At 29.3% G+C, this 23805-nt stretch carries 18 protein-coding genes, 1 rRNA gene and 1 pseudogene; 2 read left to right on the forward strand and 18 right to left on the reverse strand.

Translation table 11 applies throughout. From position 1 onward, the window contains the following. The 8 genes from K0039_RS15890 to K0039_RS15925 all read right to left on the reverse strand — a co-directional run. Positions 1 to 208, reverse strand: a 16S ribosomal RNA gene (locus tag K0039_RS15890); the annotation flags it as partial. Positions 209 to 713: 505 nt separating this feature from the next. Further along, the gene (locus K0039_RS15895; protein WP_228106054.1) at positions 714 to 4316 is read right to left on the reverse strand and encodes an Ig-like domain-containing protein; all 3603 of its coding nucleotides are present in this window, start codon (positions 4314 to 4316) and stop codon (positions 714 to 716) included. A 204-nt stretch (positions 4317 to 4520) separates the two neighbouring features. After that, complete coding sequence (locus K0039_RS15900) at positions 4521 to 5414, reverse strand: DUF4846 domain-containing protein (protein WP_228106055.1); 894 nt, start codon at positions 5412 to 5414, stop codon at positions 4521 to 4523. A gap of 141 nt (positions 5415 to 5555) precedes the next feature. Continuing rightward, positions 5556 to 7496, reverse strand: a complete 1941-nt coding sequence (locus tag K0039_RS15905; protein WP_228106056.1) for a [FeFe] hydrogenase, group A — start codon at positions 7494 to 7496, stop codon at positions 5556 to 5558. A gap of 281 nt (positions 7497 to 7777) precedes the next feature. Then, a complete protein-coding gene (gene fba / locus K0039_RS15910; protein WP_228106057.1) occupies positions 7778 to 8629 on the reverse strand; it encodes a class II fructose-1,6-bisphosphate aldolase in 852 nt (283 codons plus the stop codon). Positions 8630 to 8641: 12 nt separating this feature from the next. Beyond that, a complete protein-coding gene (locus K0039_RS15915) occupies positions 8642 to 10504 on the reverse strand; it encodes a fructose-specific PTS transporter subunit EIIC (protein ID WP_228106058.1) in 1863 nt (620 codons plus the stop codon). Between the two features lie 3 nt (positions 10505 to 10507). Then, the gene (locus tag K0039_RS15920; protein ID WP_228106059.1) at positions 10508 to 11437 is read right to left on the reverse strand and encodes a 1-phosphofructokinase family hexose kinase; all 930 of its coding nucleotides are present in this window, start codon (positions 11435 to 11437) and stop codon (positions 10508 to 10510) included. Positions 11438 to 11531: 94 nt separating this feature from the next. Beyond that, the gene (locus tag K0039_RS15925; RefSeq protein WP_228106060.1) at positions 11532 to 12284 is read right to left on the reverse strand and encodes a MurR/RpiR family transcriptional regulator; all 753 of its coding nucleotides are present in this window, start codon (positions 12282 to 12284) and stop codon (positions 11532 to 11534) included. 135 nt (positions 12285 to 12419) lie between these two features. Between K0039_RS15925 and K0039_RS15930 the strand changes: the two genes are divergently transcribed. After that, positions 12420 to 13181 (forward strand): SGNH/GDSL hydrolase family protein, encoded by a 762-nt coding sequence (locus K0039_RS15930; RefSeq protein WP_228106061.1) that lies wholly within the window; start codon positions 12420 to 12422, stop codon positions 13179 to 13181. A 158-nt stretch (positions 13182 to 13339) separates the two neighbouring features. Here K0039_RS15930 and K0039_RS15935 read toward each other — a convergent pair whose 3' ends face one another. The 6 genes from K0039_RS15935 to K0039_RS15960 all read right to left on the reverse strand — a co-directional run bounded on the left by K0039_RS15935 (position 13340) and on the right by K0039_RS15960 (position 18625). Continuing rightward, a complete protein-coding gene (locus tag K0039_RS15935) occupies positions 13340 to 14395 on the reverse strand; it encodes an ABC transporter substrate-binding protein (RefSeq protein WP_228106062.1) in 1056 nt (351 codons plus the stop codon). An 18-nt stretch (positions 14396 to 14413) separates the two neighbouring features. Continuing rightward, positions 14414 to 15094 (reverse strand): ABC transporter permease, encoded by a 681-nt coding sequence (locus K0039_RS15940; protein ID WP_265589515.1) that lies wholly within the window; start codon positions 15092 to 15094, stop codon positions 14414 to 14416. Between the two features lie 98 nt (positions 15095 to 15192). Further along, positions 15193 to 16041: an ABC transporter permease gene (locus K0039_RS15945; RefSeq protein ID WP_228106063.1), complete on the reverse strand. Its 849-nt coding sequence runs from the start codon at positions 16039 to 16041 to the stop codon at positions 15193 to 15195. After that, complete coding sequence (potA, locus tag K0039_RS15950) at positions 16031 to 17095, reverse strand: spermidine/putrescine ABC transporter ATP-binding protein (RefSeq protein ID WP_228106064.1); 1065 nt, start codon at positions 17093 to 17095, stop codon at positions 16031 to 16033. The genes K0039_RS15945 and potA overlap by 11 nt, the downstream gene beginning before the upstream one ends. Positions 17096 to 17216: 121 nt before the next feature. Continuing rightward, positions 17217 to 17756, reverse strand: coding sequence for a helix-turn-helix domain-containing protein (locus K0039_RS15955; protein ID WP_228106065.1), 540 nt, complete (start codon positions 17754 to 17756; stop codon positions 17217 to 17219). Between the two features lie 539 nt (positions 17757 to 18295). Continuing rightward, entirely contained in the window at positions 18296 to 18625 is a 330-nt protein-coding gene (locus K0039_RS15960; RefSeq protein WP_228106066.1) for a hypothetical protein, read from the reverse strand. A 283-nt stretch (positions 18626 to 18908) separates the two neighbouring features. On the opposite strand from K0039_RS15960, the pseudogene K0039_RS23905 reads away from it, so the two are divergent. After that, positions 18909 to 19145: pseudogene (locus K0039_RS23905) on the forward strand (DUF2812 domain-containing protein); the annotation flags it as partial. 23 nt (positions 19146 to 19168) lie between these two features. Here the strand turns inward: K0039_RS23905 and K0039_RS22050 are convergent. The 4 genes from K0039_RS22050 to K0039_RS15975 all read right to left on the reverse strand — a co-directional run bounded on the left by K0039_RS22050 (position 19169) and on the right by K0039_RS15975 (position 23769). Then, positions 19169 to 19303, reverse strand: a complete 135-nt coding sequence (locus tag K0039_RS22050) for a hypothetical protein (RefSeq protein WP_265589512.1) — start codon at positions 19301 to 19303, stop codon at positions 19169 to 19171. Positions 19304 to 19413: 110 nt separating this feature from the next. Further along, a complete protein-coding gene (locus K0039_RS15965) occupies positions 19414 to 21918 on the reverse strand; it encodes an ABC transporter permease (RefSeq protein WP_228106067.1) in 2505 nt (834 codons plus the stop codon). A gap of 129 nt (positions 21919 to 22047) precedes the next feature. Then, entirely contained in the window at positions 22048 to 23082 is a 1035-nt protein-coding gene (locus K0039_RS15970) for a sensor histidine kinase (protein WP_228106068.1), read from the reverse strand. Between the two features lie 3 nt (positions 23083 to 23085). Then, on the reverse strand, positions 23086 to 23769 hold the full coding sequence (locus tag K0039_RS15975; protein WP_331476770.1) for a response regulator transcription factor: 684 nt from the start codon (positions 23767 to 23769) through the stop codon (positions 23086 to 23088). Positions 23770 to 23805: the final 36 nt, after the last annotated feature.

A 23805-nucleotide genomic window follows, 5' to 3' on the forward strand; every position in this document is an offset into this window, starting at 1 on the left:
CCGCCGGAGCTTTGATAAGAAATCCATGTGAATCTCTTATATCATCCTGTATTAGCATACCTTTCGGTATGTTATCCATGTGTATGAGGCAGGTTACCCACGCGTTACTCACCCGTCCGCCGCTCTTTACCGAAGTAAATCGCTCGACTTGCATGTGTTAGGCACGCCGCCAGCGTTCATCCTGAGCCAGGATCAAACTCTCAAATAAAAGTTGTCCAATTGCTCAGCTAATCATTATCTGAATATCTGGCTTGGTTTGTTTGTGTTTAATTCTTAAAGAATTAATTTATTATTAACCTACTGTTTAATTTTCAAAGTTCTTTTTGTTTCAACTTTTTTAATTTTAACAAAATCAAAAGTTCATGTCAACACCTTTTTTTATATTTTATTTTCAGTGTTTGCCTCTCATTGAGGACATGTATAACTATACCATCATAATAATTATTGGTCAAGGCTTTTTTTATTTTTTCTGAAATATTTAAAACCTCTTTTGGGTACCTTATAGTCACATATTCCATAAACCCAAAAATCAATATTACTATTGCTAATAAAAATAAAACACTAATTCACATAAATTCTCTTCTCTAACTACTCACTATTTTTCTTGCGAATAATACAAATACCAAATTTTACTTTAGACAAACATTTTGATTTCATAAAATAAGCTGAAACATAAATGTATGCTTCAGCTTATTTTTAAGATATATTAATTTCTAGTCGTTTTTATTTTTTCTAATAATAAAGAATAATCCACCTATTGCCGTTATTCCCATTATCAAATATCCAACTGATGAAGGATCTCCTGTTTGTACATTACTGCCATTTCCAGATGAATTTTGATCTGAATTATCATTATTTTGATTTCCATCTTGATCTTGGTTATCATTTCCTAAGTTTTGATCTTGGTCATCATCTACATCTTGGTCTTCGTCTTGATCTTGATCATCGTCTTGATCTCCATCTCCAGGATTTGTTGATTCATTACCTTTTACAACTGTTTTTGTAACTTCTAAAGTTTCATATCCTTCTTTTGTCATTTTAACTGATACGGTCTTTCCTTTTTCTAAAGCAGGTATTTCTACTTCAAAAGTTCCATCTTCATCTACTGAGCCATTTCCTACTAATGTTCCATCAACATAAATTTCTATATTTGCCCCGGTTTCACCTTTACCTGTTACTACTTTATCTGTAGTTTTTATGTCATTTACTTCTAGGTCTTTTTCAAATTTTTCTAGTATTTGACTTAATGCATCGTTTAATTTTTCAATACCTTCTACAAATCCTTTTTGAGCATCTGTTAATGCATTATATTTTTCTTTTGCAGATAATACAGATTCATGATCTGATTCAGTTATTTTTTCTGGTAATGCATTTATTAGTTCATCAACTTCCTTAGCTTTTGCTAAATTTTCTTCTGCCTTAGATATGGCAGATTTTAATGATTCAACTTTTTCTTTTTCTGTTACATATGATTTTACTTCATCACTTAATTTATTATATGCACCTAATTTATCTTTAGCAGCTTCTAGTTTTTCTTTATTATTAATATTTTCTACAACATAATCTCTTATATAGTTATCAAATTTATCTGCTATAGCTATTTGTTCTATATTAGCTTTTATTTTATCAAAATTTCCTACTGCTTCTTCATCTTCACTAAAATAGAATTTAGATCTATCATTTAACGCTTTATGTCTTTTAACTAAAGATTTAGCAGTTTCTAATTCCTTTCTATCTATTGATGTTTTAAGTTTTTTCACATCTGATGCAAGCTCTTTTGCCATTTGTTCATAAGCTTTTTCTTCATCGATTCCTAATAATATTTCATCAATCTTAGCTTTTGCATTTTTAACTTCTTCTTTAGATTTTTGAGAATCACTCATAGCATCATAAGCTGCTAAAAATGCTGTTACTTTATCTAAATCATCTTCCGTTGCAGGACTTGGAATGCTGTTTAATATAGATAAAAGATTTTCAACTTCTAATTTATCAATTTCATTTAGACTACTCGTTAATTTGTCTAATATCGCTTGAGCTACTAATGATTTTTGATAAGCATTTAAGCTATCATATAGTTCTTTCAATCCTAGAACATAGCCTTTAGTTTCTTGTGAAAATCCTCCAGATAAATCAATATCGTTAACTTTTGAAATAAATTCATCGACTACTTTTTGATCTTCGTCTTTCATTGAAGCTATTGTTTTTTCAGCATCAATTAATATATCTAAGTTAGTAACTTTTTGTTTGAATTCATCATTTAAAGCTTCATAAGCCTTTCTTGCTTCTTTAACTTGCTCTTCTTTTTCTAAAGTAATTTCACCCAAAGCATCTATTTTTTCCATTACTATTTTAGCAGGGTTTTTCTTTACAGTTACTATTGCTATTATTGTTTTATTTCCTATTTTTGCATTTACTTTTGTAGTTCCTGCTTTTTTAGCTGTTAAAAGTCCACCTTCTGATATAGTAGCTACATTTTTATCTTCTACTGACCAAGTTACTTTACCTAATGAACAACCTGGTGCGCCTTTAACTTCTAATTGCTTAGTTTCATCATCATATAATTCTACATCATCTAATGTATAATTGATTTGATCTTGCATATCATAAAGTGAAGATTTACCATCTAAAAATCTTTGATAAGCAACTAAAGCATACATTCCTTGGTCTGTAGCCATAGCATCTGTGTTCATATCTAGTACGTGTTTAAATCCGCCACCTTCACTATAGAATTGCATTATTCCCGTTAATAAATTACTTTCTTTTCCTGTTTTACTATTTACTTTTATAAATCTTTCATCTTCTAATGGATCTATACCAAGTGCAGTAAGAGCCACTATAACTTGTGCTGTAGATTCACTATTCATTGATCCCCAGCTATTATATGCTCCGTTATCTAATTGTAATTTTGAAAGTTGAGTTAATCCTCTATCTACTGCAGATTTTACTTTTTCATTAGTTTTATAGTATGGTGCTAAAGATTGAATAGCCATTGCTGTTATATCTGGATCTGGTGAATTACCTGTTAATGCCCATCCGCCAATTTCTCCTGATGTTTGAGTTATTTCTTTATCTAATATATAATCTATTAGCATTTCTCTCGTAGTTTGAGTTTTACCTTCTGGTGCTTTTGCTATGTCATATCCTCTAGTATCTAAAGCTATAAGAGCAAATATAGGTCCATTTATACCTTGTCTTTTGACACCATTAAAGTCTCCAAGTGGTGCTACCATGCTATATCCACCCACATCAGTAGCATCTAATCCTATTGAAGAAAATCCTAAAATAAGCCTAGAATATTCTGTGTATTTAGCTGCATGAAGTTTTCCATTTTTACTTTTTACATACTCAACAACATTATCTTCATATGTTTTGTAGTATCCTTTAGGTACTTCTATTCCACCTCTTGCTAAACTTAGTACAGTCCATTCACCACTAAATGTTCCAAATCCAGCTTCTGGTACAGTTTTCAATAAATAAGCACCTGTTTCTTTTATTGCATTAGAAACAGATTGGTTTATTTTATCTTTTTCATATTTTTTTATACTAGCTTGTAGATTTTCAGTTGCAGATTTTACTTTTGCTTCAGTAGTTTCCATATCTTGAAGCACTTTCATTGCCTCATCATATGCCTTTTTTACTTCTTTATTTTGAAGTAGTTTTTCTTTTTCTTCTGAACTATTAACTGTTGCTATAGCCGTAGTTAACTTATCTTTAACTGGTGGATTTACTAATGCATCTCCTCCACCCATAAATGTTGATCCTAAATCACTACCATATCCCCAAACTGTGTATTGCCATCTCATTACGTCTCCATCTTTTAAATTATATTGTCCAGCTCCGTAATTTGGGAACCAATTGTTCACGGCATACATCCAACCTGACATAAAAGTATAGTCAAACTCTCCTAGCCAGTCTTCCCTATTTCTTCCACCTGGTTCATTGCATTCTTTAAGAATATATTCTGGTATTTTAGCATCCCTATGATCTTTATCTTTAACACTTGCCAGATAGAATGATTGTCCTAATACTCCTGATTGATCACCTATACTTCCTGTGTATTCGTAGCTACCTTTCCCCAAATTTTCCTCAATCATTCTAGTTATTACTGTTGCTCCTGTATCGCCTTCATATATAGGCACCAAAACTGGTTCAATAATATAACCAAGGCCTAGAGTGAATTTTTCCATACTTACAGTAACATTTCCTATAGGATTCTTTTCATCTGCATAGGCAGTAGGTACTTTTATAAAACATGCCGAAATTGTAAGTATTAGCGCTGTTAATACTGATATAAACCTTTTTAATACCCTCTTCATATATTCTCCCCCTTCTACTAATTTTGTTACTATTTTGTTACTATTTAATTGTAATTGTATTTTCATGTCTATTCAGTATGATTTTAGGGTAGCACTAAGGTAGTAATACTATTAAACTACTACTTTTTAAGGCTCAGTTATTTTCTTATAAAAAAAGTAGTACATCTAAATTTATAGATATACTACTTTTTTATTATTTATTTTTTAATAATTCAATCGTCTAAAACATTCTTTTTCAAAAGTATATCCAGGAGTTTTAAATGGATATTTAATATCAGACACATAATACCAAGGGTTGTTGTCTCCTCTATTGCTTTTTAATATATGAAATTCTTGAGCAGGCATATATCCTTGAGCCAATAAAAACGCTTTTTCTCCCTTATCATTTTCACACATATCAACAACTATTACCACATGTCCTGGACTTCCACCAGTAAGAAAAATATCTCCTATTTGCATTTCATCCAATTTAATTTTTTTTGATTCTTCTTCAAGGGATAAAGTACTTGCATAAGCAAAAACCATATTAAGATAACTTTCAAATGATTCTTTGGAATCGTCAAACTTGCTTGTTTTTACCCATGATGAGCTATTTCCATTAGTCTTAACTCTGTATCCATTTCTCCATTTTTCATAATCACATAAGAAACCATCTACAAAGTGAAATTTGATTTTATCAAACTGTTTGCGTTCATAAAAATATTCCGCATATACTCTAATTACGGAATCAGCACATTGTTGTAAGTTCCTATCCCCAAGATACATGTCAAAGACAGCTGTATGAGCACTTTGATTGGCCTTTTCTTTACCATTGTAAAGTAATACAGGCGAGCCATCTTTTTTTAATGGATATTGACGTAAAAATTCCACCAAGTTGTTTTTATCACATGAAGTTCGGGTAAATCCTTCTGGAGTATTTATTCTACTCTCTAAAATTTTACCATCTTTATTAATATAATTGTAAGTTGATATATCTTTGCTAGATGTTTTGTTTTCTGTTGTTTGACTTGTTCCTGCTTGTTTAGATATATTTTTCCACAATAAAGGTAAACCAATTAACACTATTACTAATAAAACAATTCGTAATGATTTTTTCATAGACCCCTCCTCACAATTGTAATTATTCCCCATATATAATACCACAATCTCTCATATTCACCTAATTTTTACCAATTTATATAATTTTGCATTACAAAAAAGATAGGATATTAAATACCCTATCTTATGTTTGCTATAATTTTATTTTTTTCTTCTTACAAAGTATCTAGTATGAAGTAATTCATGAGCTTTATGGCTTAATGGATAATCTAAATACTTGTCATAAATAGCTTGTACTGCTGGATTTTCCTTAGAAACTCTCATATCTTTACTTCTATCTATGCTATTTAGTCCTTCTCCACGCTTTTGTAAAATTTCATCTCTGTTTTTCCTAACTTTAGGTTGGCCACCACCACCAACACATCCACCAGGACAAGCCATAATTTCTATAGCGTGGAAAAATTCTTCTCCACTTCTTATTTTATCAAGCATTTTTCCTGCTTCTTCTAATCCGTGGGCTACACCTATTCTAAGTTTAATATCTCCAACTTCCACATCACAAGATCTAAATCCATCAAATCCTCTAAGTGAGTGGAATTCTACATTTTCAATTTGTTCGCCTGTCATATTTTCAAGAGCAGTTCTAAGAGCTGATTCTATAACTCCACCAGTTCTACCAAATATTACACCTGCCCCTGTATATTCACCAAGTATTTGGTCTATATCTTCATCTTCAATCTCTTTTAAATCTATTCCTGAATCTTGGAATATTTTTATTAATTCTCTTGTAGTTATTACATAGTCAACGTCGTAGTTTAATCCACGAGAAAATTCTGGTCTAGATGCTTCGTATTTTTTCGCAATACAAGGCATTATAGCAACAGATGTTACCTCATCTCTTATTAGACCTTTTTCTTTTGCCCAAATATCTTTAGCTACTGTTGCGAACATTTGCATTGGAGATTTTGCAGTTGATGGTACATCAAGCATGTCACCATAGTTTTGCTCTATAAATTTAACCCACGCTGGACAGCATGATGTTAGCATTGGTAATTTTACACTTTCGTCTCCTGCGAAATGTCTTTCTAATCTATCTTGTAGTTCTGCCGCTTCTTCCATAATGGTTAAATCAGCTGCCCAGTTTGTATCGAATACATAGTCTACACCTAATTTTCTAAGACCTGCTGCAAGTTTTTTCTCCACATTATCTCCTGGCTCAAAACCAAAAGCTTCACCTATGGTAACTCTTATGGCAGGTGCCATTTGTGTAATTACAAGTTTATTAGGAGTAGATAAGTCTCTTATAAACTTTAAAGTGTTGTCTCCAGCTGTAATAGCATCCACTGGGCATGTTGATACACATCTACCACAATGAGTACATCTATTATAGTCAATTTTATGTTTTTGCTTACGCTCACCTGCTATACAATCTACTGGACATACTCTTTTACAAGCTCCACATCCTATACATTTGTCTGTAATAGTAAGTTTTATTAAGTTATTACACTGCATAGTGTAGCATTTGTCTTCCTCTATATGTTCACTAATTTCATCGTAGAAATTTTGTAAAATTTCTTCCATAATATTGTGTTCTTGATTTAAATCTTCTTTTATTTGTTCTGCTATAGTTCTAAGTAAGTAAACATCGCGCATATTTGATTTTCCCTTACTTATTCTATCTAGAATTCTCCAAACTCTTTCAATTTGATCTTTTACTTTGGCATAATCCTCTAAGGATTTTCCATTTTGCATTGACCCTATTACAGAATCCATATAGAATTTGGAATATTGAACTATACAATCTTCTTCTGACAATACATTGATTGCCCTAATATAGTTATCAAATAATGCAAAATCTAATTCTTTATCTAAATCTTTTTTACATAAAAATCTTCCATATGGCGGAACCCCAATATGTGCTCCTTTGAAAGCTCTTTTATCTAATATGCCCCCAGCTAATTCAATAATATCTGCAAGTGTGGCACCTTCTGGAACATCAACAATCCCACTGTTGTTTACTCTTCCACATATAGCCACTTTTCTTGTGCTGCTTTGGGTCATGTTTTTTAATTCATCTTCACTAAATACAGAAAAAACAGATCCTCTATTACTATGTAACATAGTTGGCTTAGTATTTGTCATATAATCCACTCCTTTTTACACTTATGCTTAAATTATGCTACTTTCCCACATTATATACTCTAAATATATTTTTTACAATTGCCTCCAAAATAGTTGGAAAATTGTGTATTTATAGACTTATTGAATACGTTTAAATAAAATACTTAATATAGACAAATGTATACCTTTTCTACATCTCAACAAAAAACTTTACTCAAACAATGAGCTAAAATAAAAAATGCCGATGTAAATAAGAATTCACGTTCTTATTTACATCAGCCTTTATATGGATTTAGATATTATTAATTAGCTTGTTCTGCGCTTTTTACAACTAACATTTTTGACTTAACATATTCTTTTACTTCTTCTCTACCTTGAGAGTTGTATTTTTTAGGATCTATAGTATCAGGATTTTCATCTAATACTTTTTTTACTCCCTTAGTAAAAGCTATTCTTAAATCTGTTGCATAGTTTACTTTACAAATTCCTCTGTTTACGCATTCTGTAACTATCTCATCAGGTACTCCAGATGTTCCATGAAGCACTAGAGGAATATCTACTACTTCTCTTATTTGTGATAATCTATTTAAATCTAACTTCGGTTCTCCCTTATATACACCATGAGCTGTCCCAATTGAAATTGCTAGAGAATCTGCTCCAGTTCTTTGGGCAAACTCTTTCGCTTGTGAAGGGTCTGTATATCCTCCCTCTCCACCGTCCAAGTCGTCTTCTTTTCCACCAACTTTTCCAAGTTCAGCCTCTACTGGAACATTTCCATTTTTACAAACATCTACTACTGATTTTGTTAAAGATATATTTTCTTCAAAGCTACCATGTGAGCCATCTATCATTATTGATGTATATCCATTTCTATATGCTTTCATTGCCAATTCAAAGCTATTTCCGTGGTCTAAATGTATTGCCACTGGAACATTAGCTTTCTCAGCTGCTACTTTCACATTTGCATAAAAGTAATCAAAGTCAGCATATTTCACTGTTGATGGAGTTGTTTGCATTATAACTGGAGATTTTGTTTCTTCAGCTGCACTTACAACTGCCATTACCATTTCCATATTTTCCACATTAAATGCTCCTACTGCATATCCATTTTTTTGAGCATCTAATAACATTTTTTTTGTAGTAACTAAAGCCATTTCCTCTCTCCTTTATGCCAATAAACCAACTATTTCTTTTGCATCTTTACTTGCTAATATTTGATCTACGTATTCTTTTTCCATTAAGTTTTGAGCTAATGAAGATAAAGTTCTTAAATGCAAGTCATTATCTCCCTCTCCTGCTGCTATCATAAATATTAAGTGTACTGGTTTTCTGTCAAGGGAATCAAATTCAAAACCTTTTTTAGATATACCTACTGCAACTCTTGGTTTTACTACTGATTTAGTTTTAGCATGAGGTATTGCTACACCATTTCCAAATCCAGTTGATCCACTTTCTTCTCTTTTCTTTATTTCTGCTAAGAATTCTTCTTTATTTGTTAAAATACCATCTTTATATAATAAATCAGTCATTTCTATTAAAACTTCTTCTTTTGAATTACTTTTTAATTCTAAAGCTACTGTATTTTCATTGTATAAAGATGCTACAACTCTATCTATTCCTTGGTTAGTTACAGCTTCTTTTATTTTTTTATCTTCCTTAACTTCTACTTTTGGTGTAACTAATACATAAAGTAAAGCACCTACTGCAGAACCTGCTAATATACATGCTACCCACATCATTGGTTTGTTTACTAATCCTAGTATTAAAAATCCACCGTGAGGAGCTGGAACTTCTATTTTCATCATATAAGTTAGTATTGCTGATACTGATGAACCTATCATTAATACTGGTATAACTTTTAATGGATTTTTAGCGGCAAACGGTATTGCACCTTCTGTTATATGAGTAAATCCAAGTACATAGTTTAATAAACCAGCTGTACGGTCATCATTTGAGAATCTGTCTTTTTTGAATGTTGCTGCAAGAGCTATTATTAATGGAGGAGTTATACAAGCTGCAGATACTCCAGCCATGAATAAATAGTTACCTTGAGCAAGTAACATAGTACCTGTAACATAAGCTGCTTTGTTTACTGGACCACCCATATCAAATGCCGACATACATCCTATTACTAATCCTAAAGCTATTGGGCTTGATTCTTGCATTCCTGATAAGAATTTCATCATACTTTCATTAAGAGATGCGCAAGGCCCACCTAAAGCTACCATCAATAACCCAGAAGCAAATACTGTTATTATTGGAACTATAAATATGGATTTTAGACCTTCTAGTTGTCTTGGAAGTTTTCTTAAACTATTAACTATTAATAATGTGAAATAACCTGCGAAGAAACCACCGATTATACCACCAATAAATCCAGAGCCATTATCATTTGCCATCATACCTGCAACAAAACCTGCAAGCATTCCTGGTCTTCCTGCTATTGATTGAGCTATGAAAGCTGTAAGAACTGGAACCATAAGACCCATTGAGAATCCACCAATAGATTTTATTGTTGCAGCTACTGTATTATATTGTTCATGAGTTGGTTCTGCTGAGTATATTCCCCATAAGAAAGATATTGCTATTAGTACACCACCAGCTACAACTAGTGGAAGCATGTGAGATACACCATTCATTAAATGTTTATAAATTTGATGCCCAATAGAAACCTTTTCCTCAGCTTCATTGTTTCTTCTCATATCTCCTTTTCTTATAGGAGCTTTATTCTCTAAACATTTTTGTATTAATTCTTCTGCTTTGTTTATTCCCTCACTTACTGAAACTTCTATTACTGGCTTTCCATTAAATCTGTCCATATCAACATTTTTATCACAAGCCACTATTATTGCATCTGCTTCTTGTATTTCTTTTGGTGTTAAAGCATTTTCAACACCTATTGCTCCATTTGTTTCTACTTTTATTTCACAGCCTAACTCCAGTGCTGCTAACTTTAAGGCTTTTTCAGCCATAAAAGTATGTGCAATTCCTGTTGGGCAACCTGTAACTGCTAATATCTTTTTGCTCATAGATTATTCCACCCTCCTGATTCTAATTTCATTCATATATTCTTCAACCTTTTTTAAATCACCAATAGCATTACTTTCTGCCACGTTGGCACCTGTTGCTGATGCTCTTTTTAACCCTTGTTCAATATTTTCTTCATTATTGATATCCTCAAGCCAAATACTTAAAAACCCTGCCAGTGCTGAATCTCCTGCACAAGCCGAACTTAGAAGCTTTACTTCGTAAGCACTTGCATAGTAGATATTTTTTCCATTATAAAAATAAGACCCTTTTTCACCTAGTGTTAAGAAAATATTCTGTGCTCCTTGTTCATGTAAATATTTCAGAACGTCTTTTATATCTTCTTCATCTCTAACAATAATCCCAAAAATACCTGCTATTTCTTCATCATTTGGTTTAATTAAAAATGGTTTATATTTTAATAGACATTTTAGTTTTGGTGAACTAATGTCTAAAATTACCTTTATATTCTTTTTCTCACAAATCTCTAGTATTTCTTCATAATATGAAGAGTCTATTCCTGGTGGAAGACTTCCGCTTATGGATAAATACTCAAGATCATCAAAACTTTCCATCATTTGTAACATTTCTTCCTGTTGTGCTTTTTCAACAAAAGAGCCTGAGTTAACAAATTTAAATTCTCCTTCAGCATCATTAAGAAAAATATTTATTCTTGTTGTATCTTCTACTTCTACCGGAAATATTTCTATATTTTTCTTTCTAGTTTCTTCAATTATATACTTCCCTGAGAATCCACCAAAAAATCCAAGTACTTTCGAATCTACTCCAAAATATTTAAGTACAAAACTTACATTTAATCCCTTTCCATTCGCCGAGTACACAGCATCATGGGTTCTATTTACGATTTTTCTTTCTATTGAATTAGTACATATATTCATGTCTATGGCAGGATTTGTAGTTAAAGTGTAAATCATTCATCTTTCCTCCCTCTATCTTATAAATTCATTATAAAAAAAAAGGGAATGAAAATCTTTTCATAATATGAAAATCTTTTTCATTCCCTTTTCATTATTTTTCTAATTCTATATTTGCAGCCATGTAATCAATTATAATTCTAGACATCATAAACAATGAAACTCTAGAAGATACTTCAAACTTTTTAATAGAAACATGATTATGTTTAAATCCTATTAGATTGTAATGTGAGTGCTCTAAAAGTGGCGAGTTTTCGCTACAGCAACATGTTATAACTTTAGCTCCACATAAATTTGTATTTTTTGCAGATTCTATAAGTTCACTAGTTTCTCCATTTAATGAAAATATGAAAACCACTTCATCAGATCTTAAACTTTTAGTTTTTATTTGCATAATATTAGGGTCATCTATGAAAATAGCATTGCACCCCAGTAGTTGAAGTTTTAGAGTAAATTCTTCTCCTACATACTCAGTAAGGCCTCTAGCCAATACATAAATTCTTTTAGAATTTGCTAAGCAATTTATAATATTTAATACATTTGTAATAGATATTCTATCTACAACTTGCCTAGCTTCCACAAAAGATTTGTTGATAATTTCTCCCATATTGTGAATTTCATCATCATTATTTTTAGATGTAATTCTATATCTAAGTTCATTGAATCCATTTACACCACATTTTCTGATAGCTCTAGAAACAGTGGCAGGTGATGAATAAGTATCAAAAGCAATATCTACAATAGATAACTCTGACATTCTTTCTTCATTATCGTTTATAAATTTTATAATTTCACTTTCTGTCTTTGTAAGACTTTGCATTATTTCCTTATTTAATTCTATTAGCACAGGATTTCCCTCCTCACCATAAGTATTTTTTATTATAGTATACTAGCAAAAAACTTCTCTATTTTTAATTTAATACTTATAAATTATATTATAATTAATATATTAGTAAAGTAAAGCAAAAGGGGGTAGATAAAGTTGAGTAGGTTAAATAAACATAAATTTCAACAAAAAAAGAAAAAAAGAGTTTTTATAATTTCTTCGTCTGCAATAATAGCTATATTAATTTTAAGTATAATTATCTTTCCTGAGATAAGTAATTGTGTCAGCATTTCTAAAACAAATTGGACAGTTTTATCTAATAATAGTAATCTTGATGATATGGAATATGTAATATCTGAGCAAACTAAAAAAGCTCCAGAAAAAATTGATTTAGATGGTTATTTATTTTTAGGTGACTCTTATACAGTGCTGCTTAAAGATACTATAAAAAAACACAATGAAAATGCTATTATAAAAGCTGTAGAAGGAGTTCAACCCGATTATTGGATAGACAACTTTAACGATTTACCTAATAATGATGATGTTAAAGGTGTAGTTTTGTTAATTGGCGTTAATGGAGCTACTTATTCCAATAATGTTTCGAATAAAGAAAAGCTAATTTCATCCTTAGTAAAAAAGTATAAAAATAAAACTATCTATGTTCAAGAAGTTTTTCCTGTGGGTAAAAAATTTTCAAATGCAAACCCAAAATCATTTAATAAGGCTATAAAAAATCATAATAAAGAGACTAAGAAATATTGCGACAGTTATGATAATGTTTATTATATAAATGCAACTACCAATTTAATTACTAAAGATGGATATTTGAAATTTACACGTGATGGTCTTCATATAGCTGGAAATAAGCAAGAAACATTTTATGAAAATATTGTATCAGCTATTAATAAGTCAAACTAAAATTCACTTCGTATATATCCGTTGCTTAAAATATGATTTTCATATATCGCCAACGATATATCCTCGTTTCACCTCGTATATATCCGTTGCTTAAAATAAAAATAGCTAACACTTATAAGACTTTATATCTTGTAAGTGTTAGCTATTATAAGAACAAATTATTGTGATTTTATTTCTGTCCAAGCATCTTCATATTTTTTTTGTACATCTGGTGGTAAATTTAAGAATACTTCTGACTTATCTAATATTTTTTCATCTGGATAAGCAGTTGGATCATTTTTAGTTTCATTATCTAAAAGATCATAAGCACCTTGGTTTGGTGTTGAATACTCTATATACTCTACATTTTTAAGGGCATTCTCTGGATCTAATATAAAGTTTATAAATTTTTCTGCATAATCCTTATTTTCTGCTATTTTAGGAACACACATAGCATCAACCCATCTATTAGTACCTTCCTTAGGAACAGAATAAGCTAAGTCAGGATTTTCGTCCATTAAAACTAAAGCATCTCCGTTATATACTATACCCATAGCAGCATCTCCAACTATAAGTCTATCTTTTCCATCATCATTTACATAAGCTTGCACAAGAGGTAGTTGTTTTATTAACTCCTTCTTAGCTGCTTCTATTTCTGAGGTTTTGTGTGTATTAATTGAGTGTCCAAGTCTTATTAAAGATATTCCCATTGTATCTCTAACTGAGTCTAACATTTGAATCTCACCTTTATATTTAGGGTTCCAAAGTACATCCCAACTTTGCACGTCTTTTTCATCTACCATAGTTTTGTTATATAATATTCCAAAAGTACCCCATAAATAAGGAACCGAGAATTTGTTTCCTGGGTCATAATCAGGGTTTCTAAAGTCCTTCATTATATATTTGTAATTAGGTATTTTTGAATAATCTATTGTTGATACTAAATCTTCGTCAATTAATTTCTCCACCATATAATCTGATGGGAATATTAAATCATATTTAGTACTTCCACTTTTAAGTTTTTGATACATCGCTTCATTAGTGTCATAAGTTTCATATACAACTGTAATTCCTGTTTCTTCTTGGAACTTTGTTATTAAATCTGGATCAATATAATCACCCACATTATATATGTTTAAAACTTCAGCAGATTTTTTAGATTGACCACAACCTACTAATAAAGTGGATGACATGACTACTGTTAAAGCTATTGAAATTATTTTTTTAAGTTTCATTTTATGTCCTCCCTTTAATTATGATCTTTGTGCTGCCTTCTTGTTTGCTGTTATATTTGATAAAAGTAATAATATTAAAACAGCAGCAAACATTAATGTTGATAAGGCATTTATTTCAGGAGTTAATCCTCTTCTTGTCATTGAGTAAACTTCTATAGCTAAGTTTGTTACACCATTTCCTGTTGTAAAGAAACTTATTACAAAGTCATCTATAGACATGGTAAATGCTATAAGCATACCTGATATTATCCCTGGTTTTATTTGAGGAAGAACAACTTTTCTAAGAGCATACCAAGGAGTTGCTCCTAAGTCCATTGCCGCATCTTCTATGTTTGCTGGTAATTGTTTTAATTTTGGAAGTACTGATAAAATTACATAAGGTATATCGAATACTATATGCGCTAATAACATTGTAGTAAAACCAAACTCCAGTCTTATGAAAACAAAAAGTGACATTAATGCCACCCCTGTTACTATATCAGGGTTTAATACCGGCAAGTAGTTTATGTTTAAAAGTAATCCTCTTACTTTTCCTTGTCTTATTTTGTGAATACCTATAGCAGTAATTGTTCCTACTATAGTTGCTATTACTGATGCTACTACGGCAATGAAAATTGTGTAATAAAGTGCATCTAGTATTCTTTCATTTTGTAGTAACTCTTGATACCATCTAAGTGAAAACCCATTCCATTTTGCCATGGATTTAGAATCATTAAATGAAAACACTGCTAGTGATATTATTGGTGCATATAAAAATATATACACAAGAGTTAAATATATATTTGATGTGAATTTCTTTATAATAGTAATCCACCGCCTTCCTTGTCTGATTCGTCACTAAATTTATTAAGTATTGCCATTGAAATTAAAATGACTATCATCATGAAGATTGATATTGCTGAACCAAAGTGCCAGTCACCAACTGACATAAATTGTTGTTCTATTAAGTTACCAATTAACATGAATTGTCCACCACCTAGTAATTTTGAAATTACGAAGGTAGATACTGCTGGCATAAATACCATTGTTATTCCTGACGCTACACCAGGCATACTAAGTGGTAATATCACTTTTGTAAACACTTGTCTGCCGTTAGCACCTAAGTCTTTAGCTGCATTTATTAAATCTTGATCCATCTTTGATAAGATTGTATATATTGGCAGTATCATAAACGGTAAGAAGTTGTAAACCATACCTAGCATTACCGCTGTATCTGTATAAAGTATATTGACAGGACTAAATCCTAACCCTGTAATTATTGTGTTTAATATTCCGTTTCTTCCTAGAATTGCTGACCATGCATAAGTTCTAAGTAAGAAGTTCATCCACATAGGAATTATTGCAAGCATAAGCAATGTATTTTGTCTGCTTGCTTTTGTTTTAGATATTATATAAGCAGTTGGATATCCTATTAGTAAACATAGTATTGTTGATAATACTGCTAGTTTAATTGATCTAAAGAATATTCTAAAATACATAGGTTGCATTAATTCTTCAAAATATTGTAGCGTAAAAGTGTAGCCTTCGCTGGTACTTTTTGTGAAAGCAAAGAATACAATTAAGAATAAAGGAATTACAATGAATAATCCACTCCAGATTATATACGGAGAAGATATTTTTAAACCTAATTTGTTTTTATTCTTCATTTGACTCATCATCCCCTGTTTTTCTCATGATATGTATGTCTTCTGGATAAATATCTAAGCCTAAGTCACATCCAACTTCTGCTGATTTAGTATTATGAAGTAACCAAGTTAATCCACTAGATTTAACTGTCATTTCATAATGAACTCCTTTAAATACGCAAGAAGTAACTTCTCCTTTTAACATACCATCCTCTGGTTTAACCATTTTTATATCTTCAGGTCTTATTACTACTTGAATTTCTTCGTCTTTTTTAAATCCTTTATCCACACAATCAAATCTTTTTCCACAAAACTCTACTAAAAAGTCTTCATGCATTACACCATCTATTATGTTACTTTCACCTATGAATCTGGCAACAAAAGCATTTTCAGGCTCATTGTATATATCTTGTGGTGTTCCCATTTGTTGTATTTTACCTTTATTCATAACAACAATAGTATCTGACATTGATAGGGCTTCCTCTTGGTCATGAGTAACAAATATAAATGTTATTCCTAATTGTTGTTGTATATTTTTAAGTTCTCTTTGCATTTCTTGTCTTAATTTTAAATCTAATGCTCCTAAAGGCTCGTCTAATAAAAGTACTTTTGGCTCGTTTACTAAAGCTCTAGCTATAGCAACCCTTTGTTGTTGCCCACCACTTAATGAATCAATACCTCTACCTTCAAATCCTGGTAGTGCCACAAGTTTAAGCATTTTTTTAACTTTTTCATTTATAGCCTTTTGATCCATTTTTTTTATTTTTAATCCAAAAGCTATATTTTCATATACATTCATATGAGGAAATAAAGCATATTTTTGGAAAACTGTATTTACTGGTCTTTCGTATGGAGGTATTTCATTTACATCTTTGCCTTGGAATAAAACACTTCCATCATCAGCAAATTCAAAACCAGCTATTATTTTTAAAGTAGTTGTTTTACCACACCCACTTGGTCCTAATAAAGTTAAAAATTCGTTTTTTCTTATATCTAAATTAAGATCTTTTAATACCTCATTATCTTCATACTTTTTTGATATATTTTTTAATTCAATTATGTTCTCTTGTTTCAAATGTAAACACCTCTTTTATTCTAAAAATTCGCTTTACTCATAGCGTCAACGAGATGTCTTCGCTATCGCTTCAAACAACTCAGTTACTTAAAATTCGCTTCGCTACAGATATATCCGTTGCTTAAAACATTGGTGGCGTACTTACCCAAACCACTTTTGATTCTTTTTTACCTGGGTTTGAAATATAGTGATTAGCTCTAGGTTTAAAGTAAAAACTTTCTCCCTTTCTTACTTTATTTTTCTTATCTCCTAAATGAAGAAATATTGAACCTGCTAGAACATATCCAAATTCTTCTCCTTCATGTGGCTTATCTTCTTTATATTGTCCACCTGGTTGTAAAGTTATTATTATAGGTTCCATATCATTTTTTTGTGAGTTTGGAACTAACCATTTTAATGTATATTTTAAATCTTCGTCTTCCGTTTCAAACATATCATCCTTTGTAAAGGTGATTTTTTCATCGCTTATTTCATTAAAAAACTCTCTTAAATTTGTTCCTAAGATATCTAGTATATCTATTAAGGTTGCAATAGAGGGTGAAGTTAAATTGTTTTCAAGTTGAGATATAAATCCCTTTGATAGTTCGCATCTATTTGCCAATTCCTCCTGGGTCAGTTGCTTTTCTATTCTCATGCGTTTAATTTTTCCACCTATATCCATAGCGATACCTCCTTTTTATCATATAAAATTCGTTTCGTTCATTTTATGTCGATTTTTGTTTTTATTATTAGTAAATTTTTAGTTTAGTATATTGAACTTAATTTTTTACTTTTCATGTTATTATATATAAACATTAAGTTTATAATTTCTAAACAACAATAGATATTATATAAAATTTGAAACTATATTTCAATAGTTTTTTCGTTTTTTTGTTTTTTTTGATTAACTTTAAAAACGTGTAAATAGCTTGTTTTTATCATTTTCATATTAACAAATGTTTATATTAATTATTTAAAAGTTTAGTATGTCTAACTGTTTTCTTATTTACTATGATTTTTATTAATGAAATATACTTATATTAATAATAAATTCATTTAATATAAATTTAAACTTTCATAATTTTTCCTAAACAATATATCTTAAGTGTATTGCAAGATTTTGTCCTTTTTTGACTCAAAAAAAGTATTGATTGTCTTATCAATACTTTTAGTTTATTATTCTCTATTTTTATAAATTAAATCATTCTCAATTTTAATTCCTTATTTTTTTAGCTTATTCTCTTTTGTATAATACTCTTCAGATAATATGTTTTTTACTGATTTATTATATTTATTATATTTATTAACTAAGCTACCTAAGTCATTTATATTTAAATTGTGTTTATTAATTTCTTTAACGCTATGATCTCTTGTATCTTTATTACTAATTTTATTTATAAAACCTTGCCATTTTCCTCTTACGTTATTTTCAATGCATATATTTTTCAAACTCTTGTTTTCATTTTTTTTAAAATTAATTACTAAAGCGCCACATTTTCTACAGTACTCCTCATCATGTTTAATCATAGCACCACATTCTTTACAAATCATTACAATACCTCACTTCATTTATTAATTTTCCACTCTTTATCTATACTATAATTTTAAATCATTATATGTAAAAAGTCTTTATTTTAATTTAATTTGGAAATTAAATTATTTATGCTTAACATATCCTAAATATGGCTCTATACTTATTGTATAAAACGAAAAAAAATCATATAAATATAACATATTTAGCTATTCTTAAACTTTAATTGGAGGATTTTTATGATTATTTATAAATTTTTTTGCACTTGGTGAATATGAGAAAAAGGAAGAATGGATAAATATAATGTGTTCAAAGGGCTACGCTTTAAAAAGTTGCAGCTTTTGCAAATATAAATTTGAAAAATGTAATCCTGGTGAGTATCATTACTTTCTTGAATTGTTTGAAAATCTTTCTTCTTCTCCTAATCAAGAGGACTTTCTCAATTATTTAGAAGATGAGTGGAGTGTTGAATATGTATGCCACTATAGAAATTGGGTATTTTTTAGACGGAAAAAAATGTTAGGTAAATTCAGTATGTTTTCTAATTTAGAGTCTAAGATTGATTATTTTAGAAGAATATTATTATTTAGGCTTTTTGCATTTATATTTTTAATTTCTTTTTCAATACTAAATATTTTATATTCTCCTGTAGGGTCTACAGATAAAACTTTTGCATTGTTGTTAATTTTAATAGCCATAATAGTTTGTGCTGTAAATATACCAACTTTTATAAAATATCGTAAATTAAAAAAATAGACGAATCCTAAGATAACCTTAGGATTCATCTATTTTGTATATATTTTTTATTTTATTTTTCAATTTCTCTAAGCCTTTCTGTAACACTTTTTAGACTGGAATATTTATAAATTACCAATGGAATTATTAAACAGATTATGAATATAAAAACTAGTAAACATATAAATGGTAATATAGGAAATACAAATTTTGCATAACTAGCAATTTTCTTAGTTGCTTTTGCTATTTCAAATATAATTACCATACCAAAAGTTGATATAAGAAAAGTAGTTATTCCTGCATAATATCCTCCTTCAAACACTAACATATTCTTAATTTGTTTCTTTGTCATTCCTATACTTTCCATTATTGCCAATTCTTTTCGTATCATGTTGATACTTGTAACCATAACATTGATAAAGTTTAACACTCCTATTAAAATCAATATTGCAGACATACTAGTAGATATAATATTCATGATTGTTACATTGCCGCTGAAATCCTTAACTAGTTGTGATCTTGACTCTACAAATAAATACTCAGAGTCTATCATTTCGTTGAGCCTAGAATATATTTCTTCTTCGCATTTCTTATCTACGTTTATATACAGCATACTATTAACAGCTTTTTTATCTAACTTTTCTATCTGAGATGAGCTAATATAAATAACAGGCAATCCTATATCTGGTAATAAATTAGAATCATTTTCAAATTTTACTATCTTAAAAGTCAAAGAGTTGCTATATTTACCTTTTAAAGTAATTGTATCATTTAGGTTATTTTTCTCTTCTTTTGAATAACATAAAGTATCTATTAAAGCAACTTTTCCTGACTTGAAATCATCTAAATTCATTTCAACATTACTCATTTCACTGAATTTTTCTATTGCTAAATCATCCACTCCAATTATAAAAGACCTATGATACATAGGTGTTCCAATTTTCATTTTTCCTTGAAAATCAATTATTTCTTGCATATCATCTTTATCATATATAAATTTGCCTAATAAACGCGGTATTTCATTTGTATCACTTTGTAAATTAGAAAATTTAAATTTACTAACTGACTCGACACCTTTAATATTTTCTACTTTTTTTATAAAATCATCGTTCATTTTTTCGTCTATAGCTTGAATATTTTGTACTCTAAAATCATTGCTTATATATTTATCAATATAATTATCCACACTTAAACTGCTAGTAAAAGTATAAATACTTAAATATGTCATAATTCCCATAAAAAGAGATAAAAATACTAAAATCGCACTTTTTTTGTCTCTAAATACGTTGTGATATGCCATCTTATAAATCTTTCCACCATTAGTACTTTTTCTATAACTATTGTTCTTATTTTTCTTTTCTTTATTTCCTATTGAATATTTAAGAGCTTCTGTTGGCGATATGGAACTTGCTATTTTTGCTGGTTTTCTACAACTTATACTTACTGTTAGTATTGAAAATATCGTTGCTGATATAAATATTACGGGATTAAAGGATATATCACCTGGCATTGCATTAGTATTAACATTAACAGAAAAATTTTCAAGAATCATAGGTACAACTCCAAATGATACCGTTGCACTTAAAAACAGTCCTATTGGAATACCTATAATAGACAATCTAAACGCCTGCCCATTTACAATTTTCTTAATTTGTTTTGGAGATGCACCTATAGTCTTTATTAGTCCATAAAAATGTATATCTTTACTAACTGATATGTACATTATATTGTATATTAGTAAGTATCCACTAAATGCTATAAATAATCCTATGGTTCCCATAACAATAATGAATTTTTGCTTTATTTCTTTTCCATCTTCATCGACATCGTTATAGTAATCAAATTCTTGCATATCATCTAATTTAACCTTGGACTTTAAAATTGCTTGTGCACTATATTTTTTACCAGATTTAAAACAAATAGTAATTGAGCCATCATCGCCTACATTAAAATCATTATTTTTTATATAATCTTTTGATAATGCTAAGTAACCTATTTTTTCAGTAATTGAATAAGTCTTATATTTACCACTTAATACAAACTCTTTCTTATTTTTATTTCCTTTTGCATCTATATATTCAAGCTTAATTTTTTCTCCTATTTTCGCATCTTCTTTTCCTAAAAACTCTAATGCTTTCGTAGATACCATAACTTCATCTTCACTTGTTGGATAATTCCCCTCTACATTACTTATTGTGGGTGTAATTTGTTTTTCCCAGTTTTCTTTATCATAATATTTTAAAAATATCTCATGATTGTCTTTTTCTAGTTCTTGATTAATAACATTTCCTACTAAAATTTCCTCACCAATTGATGTGGTTATACCCAAATTCTTTATAGCTTCAATTTGATCTTTTTTAGGATTTGACAACATTGCATCTGATGTTGTTCCTCTTATTCTAATATTCATAGTATTATAATTATTTACAAGGCTAACTCCTATAGTAAATATTGAACACGTCATAAATGTAGTAAGCACTATAGCAAGGACTACAAATATATTTCTTACTCTGTTAAACTTTAGTGATGATTTTGTTATCTTTTTTACTATATTTTTATTATTATTTTTAAACTTCATCTTTGCCACCCTTTTTCCTCTATCTATTCATCATGCTATAGTTATATAATAATAAACACTTCTGACAATCCTCTGACATAAAAAAATCAGATTATAATATTTTCTTACTTCTAATCTGATTTTTATTTATTATATTTTATTCTTTATATCATTTAACATAAATACGGAAAAAGTACTACCAGTATCTTGTGATTTCACTTTTATATATCCATCTTGTTTTGTAATTATTTGTCTACTTAAATAAAGACCTATTCCTATTCCATCTTCATCTTGTGCATTTTGACCTCTATAAAATCTAGAGAATATCTTTGGTATTTCTTCTTCTTTTATACCAATTCCATAATCTTCAATATCAATTCGTGTAAACATCTCATATTTTTGTATGGCTATATTTATTTTGCTATTTTCTTTCGAGTATTTTATTGCATTTTCAATTATGTTAAAAATAGCTTCACATGTCCATTTTTTATCTTGATATAAATTAACTTTATCTTTTTGTCTAAAATCAATTTCTATATTTTTCATTTCAGCTTTTTTATAAAGTTGTGTAATAGCCATTAAAATTGTATCGTTTAAATCTTCATATTTTTGATTTATACTAATTACTGAACTTTCCAGCCTAGACATTTTTATCATACTTTCCGCTAAAAAACAAAGTTTGTCTAATGACAAAAGAATAATTTCATTAAACTCTTGTCTCTCTTCTTTTGTCAAATCTTCATCTTGTAAAAATTCGCTGTACATTTTCATATTTGTTAAAGGTGTTTTTAACTGATGAGCTATATCAGAAATTAATGATTTTATTTCATTTTTATCGTTTTCTATTTTACTATTTTGAGTTTTTAAAATATTAGTTAATCTTAAAGTCTGATGTTGTAGTTTTGAAAATAGAGAATCATCTATCATAGAAAATACTTCAGTTTCCTTCATATCAGATATTGTAGCTAACATATCTGATAGTTTTATTAGTATATCTTTCATATAATTGTGAAACATTCTTTCATAAATAAAAAACATGAAAATTATAATTAAATTAAATACTAAAACAATTAAAATAATTTTAAAACTTTTACTTAAAAACCCAATTAGCATATTAAAAATTAAGCAAATAATTATAATACATATTTTAAATATATTATTTTTTCTATCAAATTTTTTATCCATAAATTATTCTCCCATAATATATCCAATACCAAATAAGGTAACTATATATTCAGGATTTTTCCCATCATCTTCTATTTTCTTACGAAGTCTTCTTATATTTACAGATAAAGTGTTTTCATCTACGTAGTTTCCATTGTTATCCCAAAGCTTGTCTAATAAAATCTCCTTGGTCATGGCCCTACCTTTATTTCTACTTAACACTTCCAATAATTTATACTCCGTAACTGTTAAATAAATTTCTTCATCATTTTTATAAACTTTTCTACTGATATAATCGATTTTCATATTTTTGTATTTAAAAATATCCTTATTTGAAGAAGTATTTCTTTTTAAAATAGCACTTATTTTTAATTTTAAGACATCCATAGAAAAAGGCTTTGAAATATAATCATCACATCCACATTCAAACCCCTGAATCATATCTTCTTCTGTATCATTAGCTGTAAAAAACACTATGGGAAAATCCATCTTATCATTTATATTTCTACACAAACCAAGCCCACTTCCATCAGGTAAATTAATATCTAAAAGTAAAAAATCTATTTCATTTTGTAAAATAGCATTTTTCCCTTCTTCCATATTGTATGCGCTTATAATTTTGTAGCCTTCTTTTTTTAATGCAAAGGCGACTCCCTTATTTAATACCTTATCGTCTTCTATTATTAAAATTGTAGCTATAATAATCACCCCTTTAATCAACTGTCCTATCTAATTATAGCAATA

Origin of the sequence: Terrisporobacter mayombei (genome assembly GCF_020748465.1) — a bacterium.
GTDB lineage: Bacteria > Bacillota > Clostridia > Peptostreptococcales > Peptostreptococcaceae > Terrisporobacter > Terrisporobacter mayombei.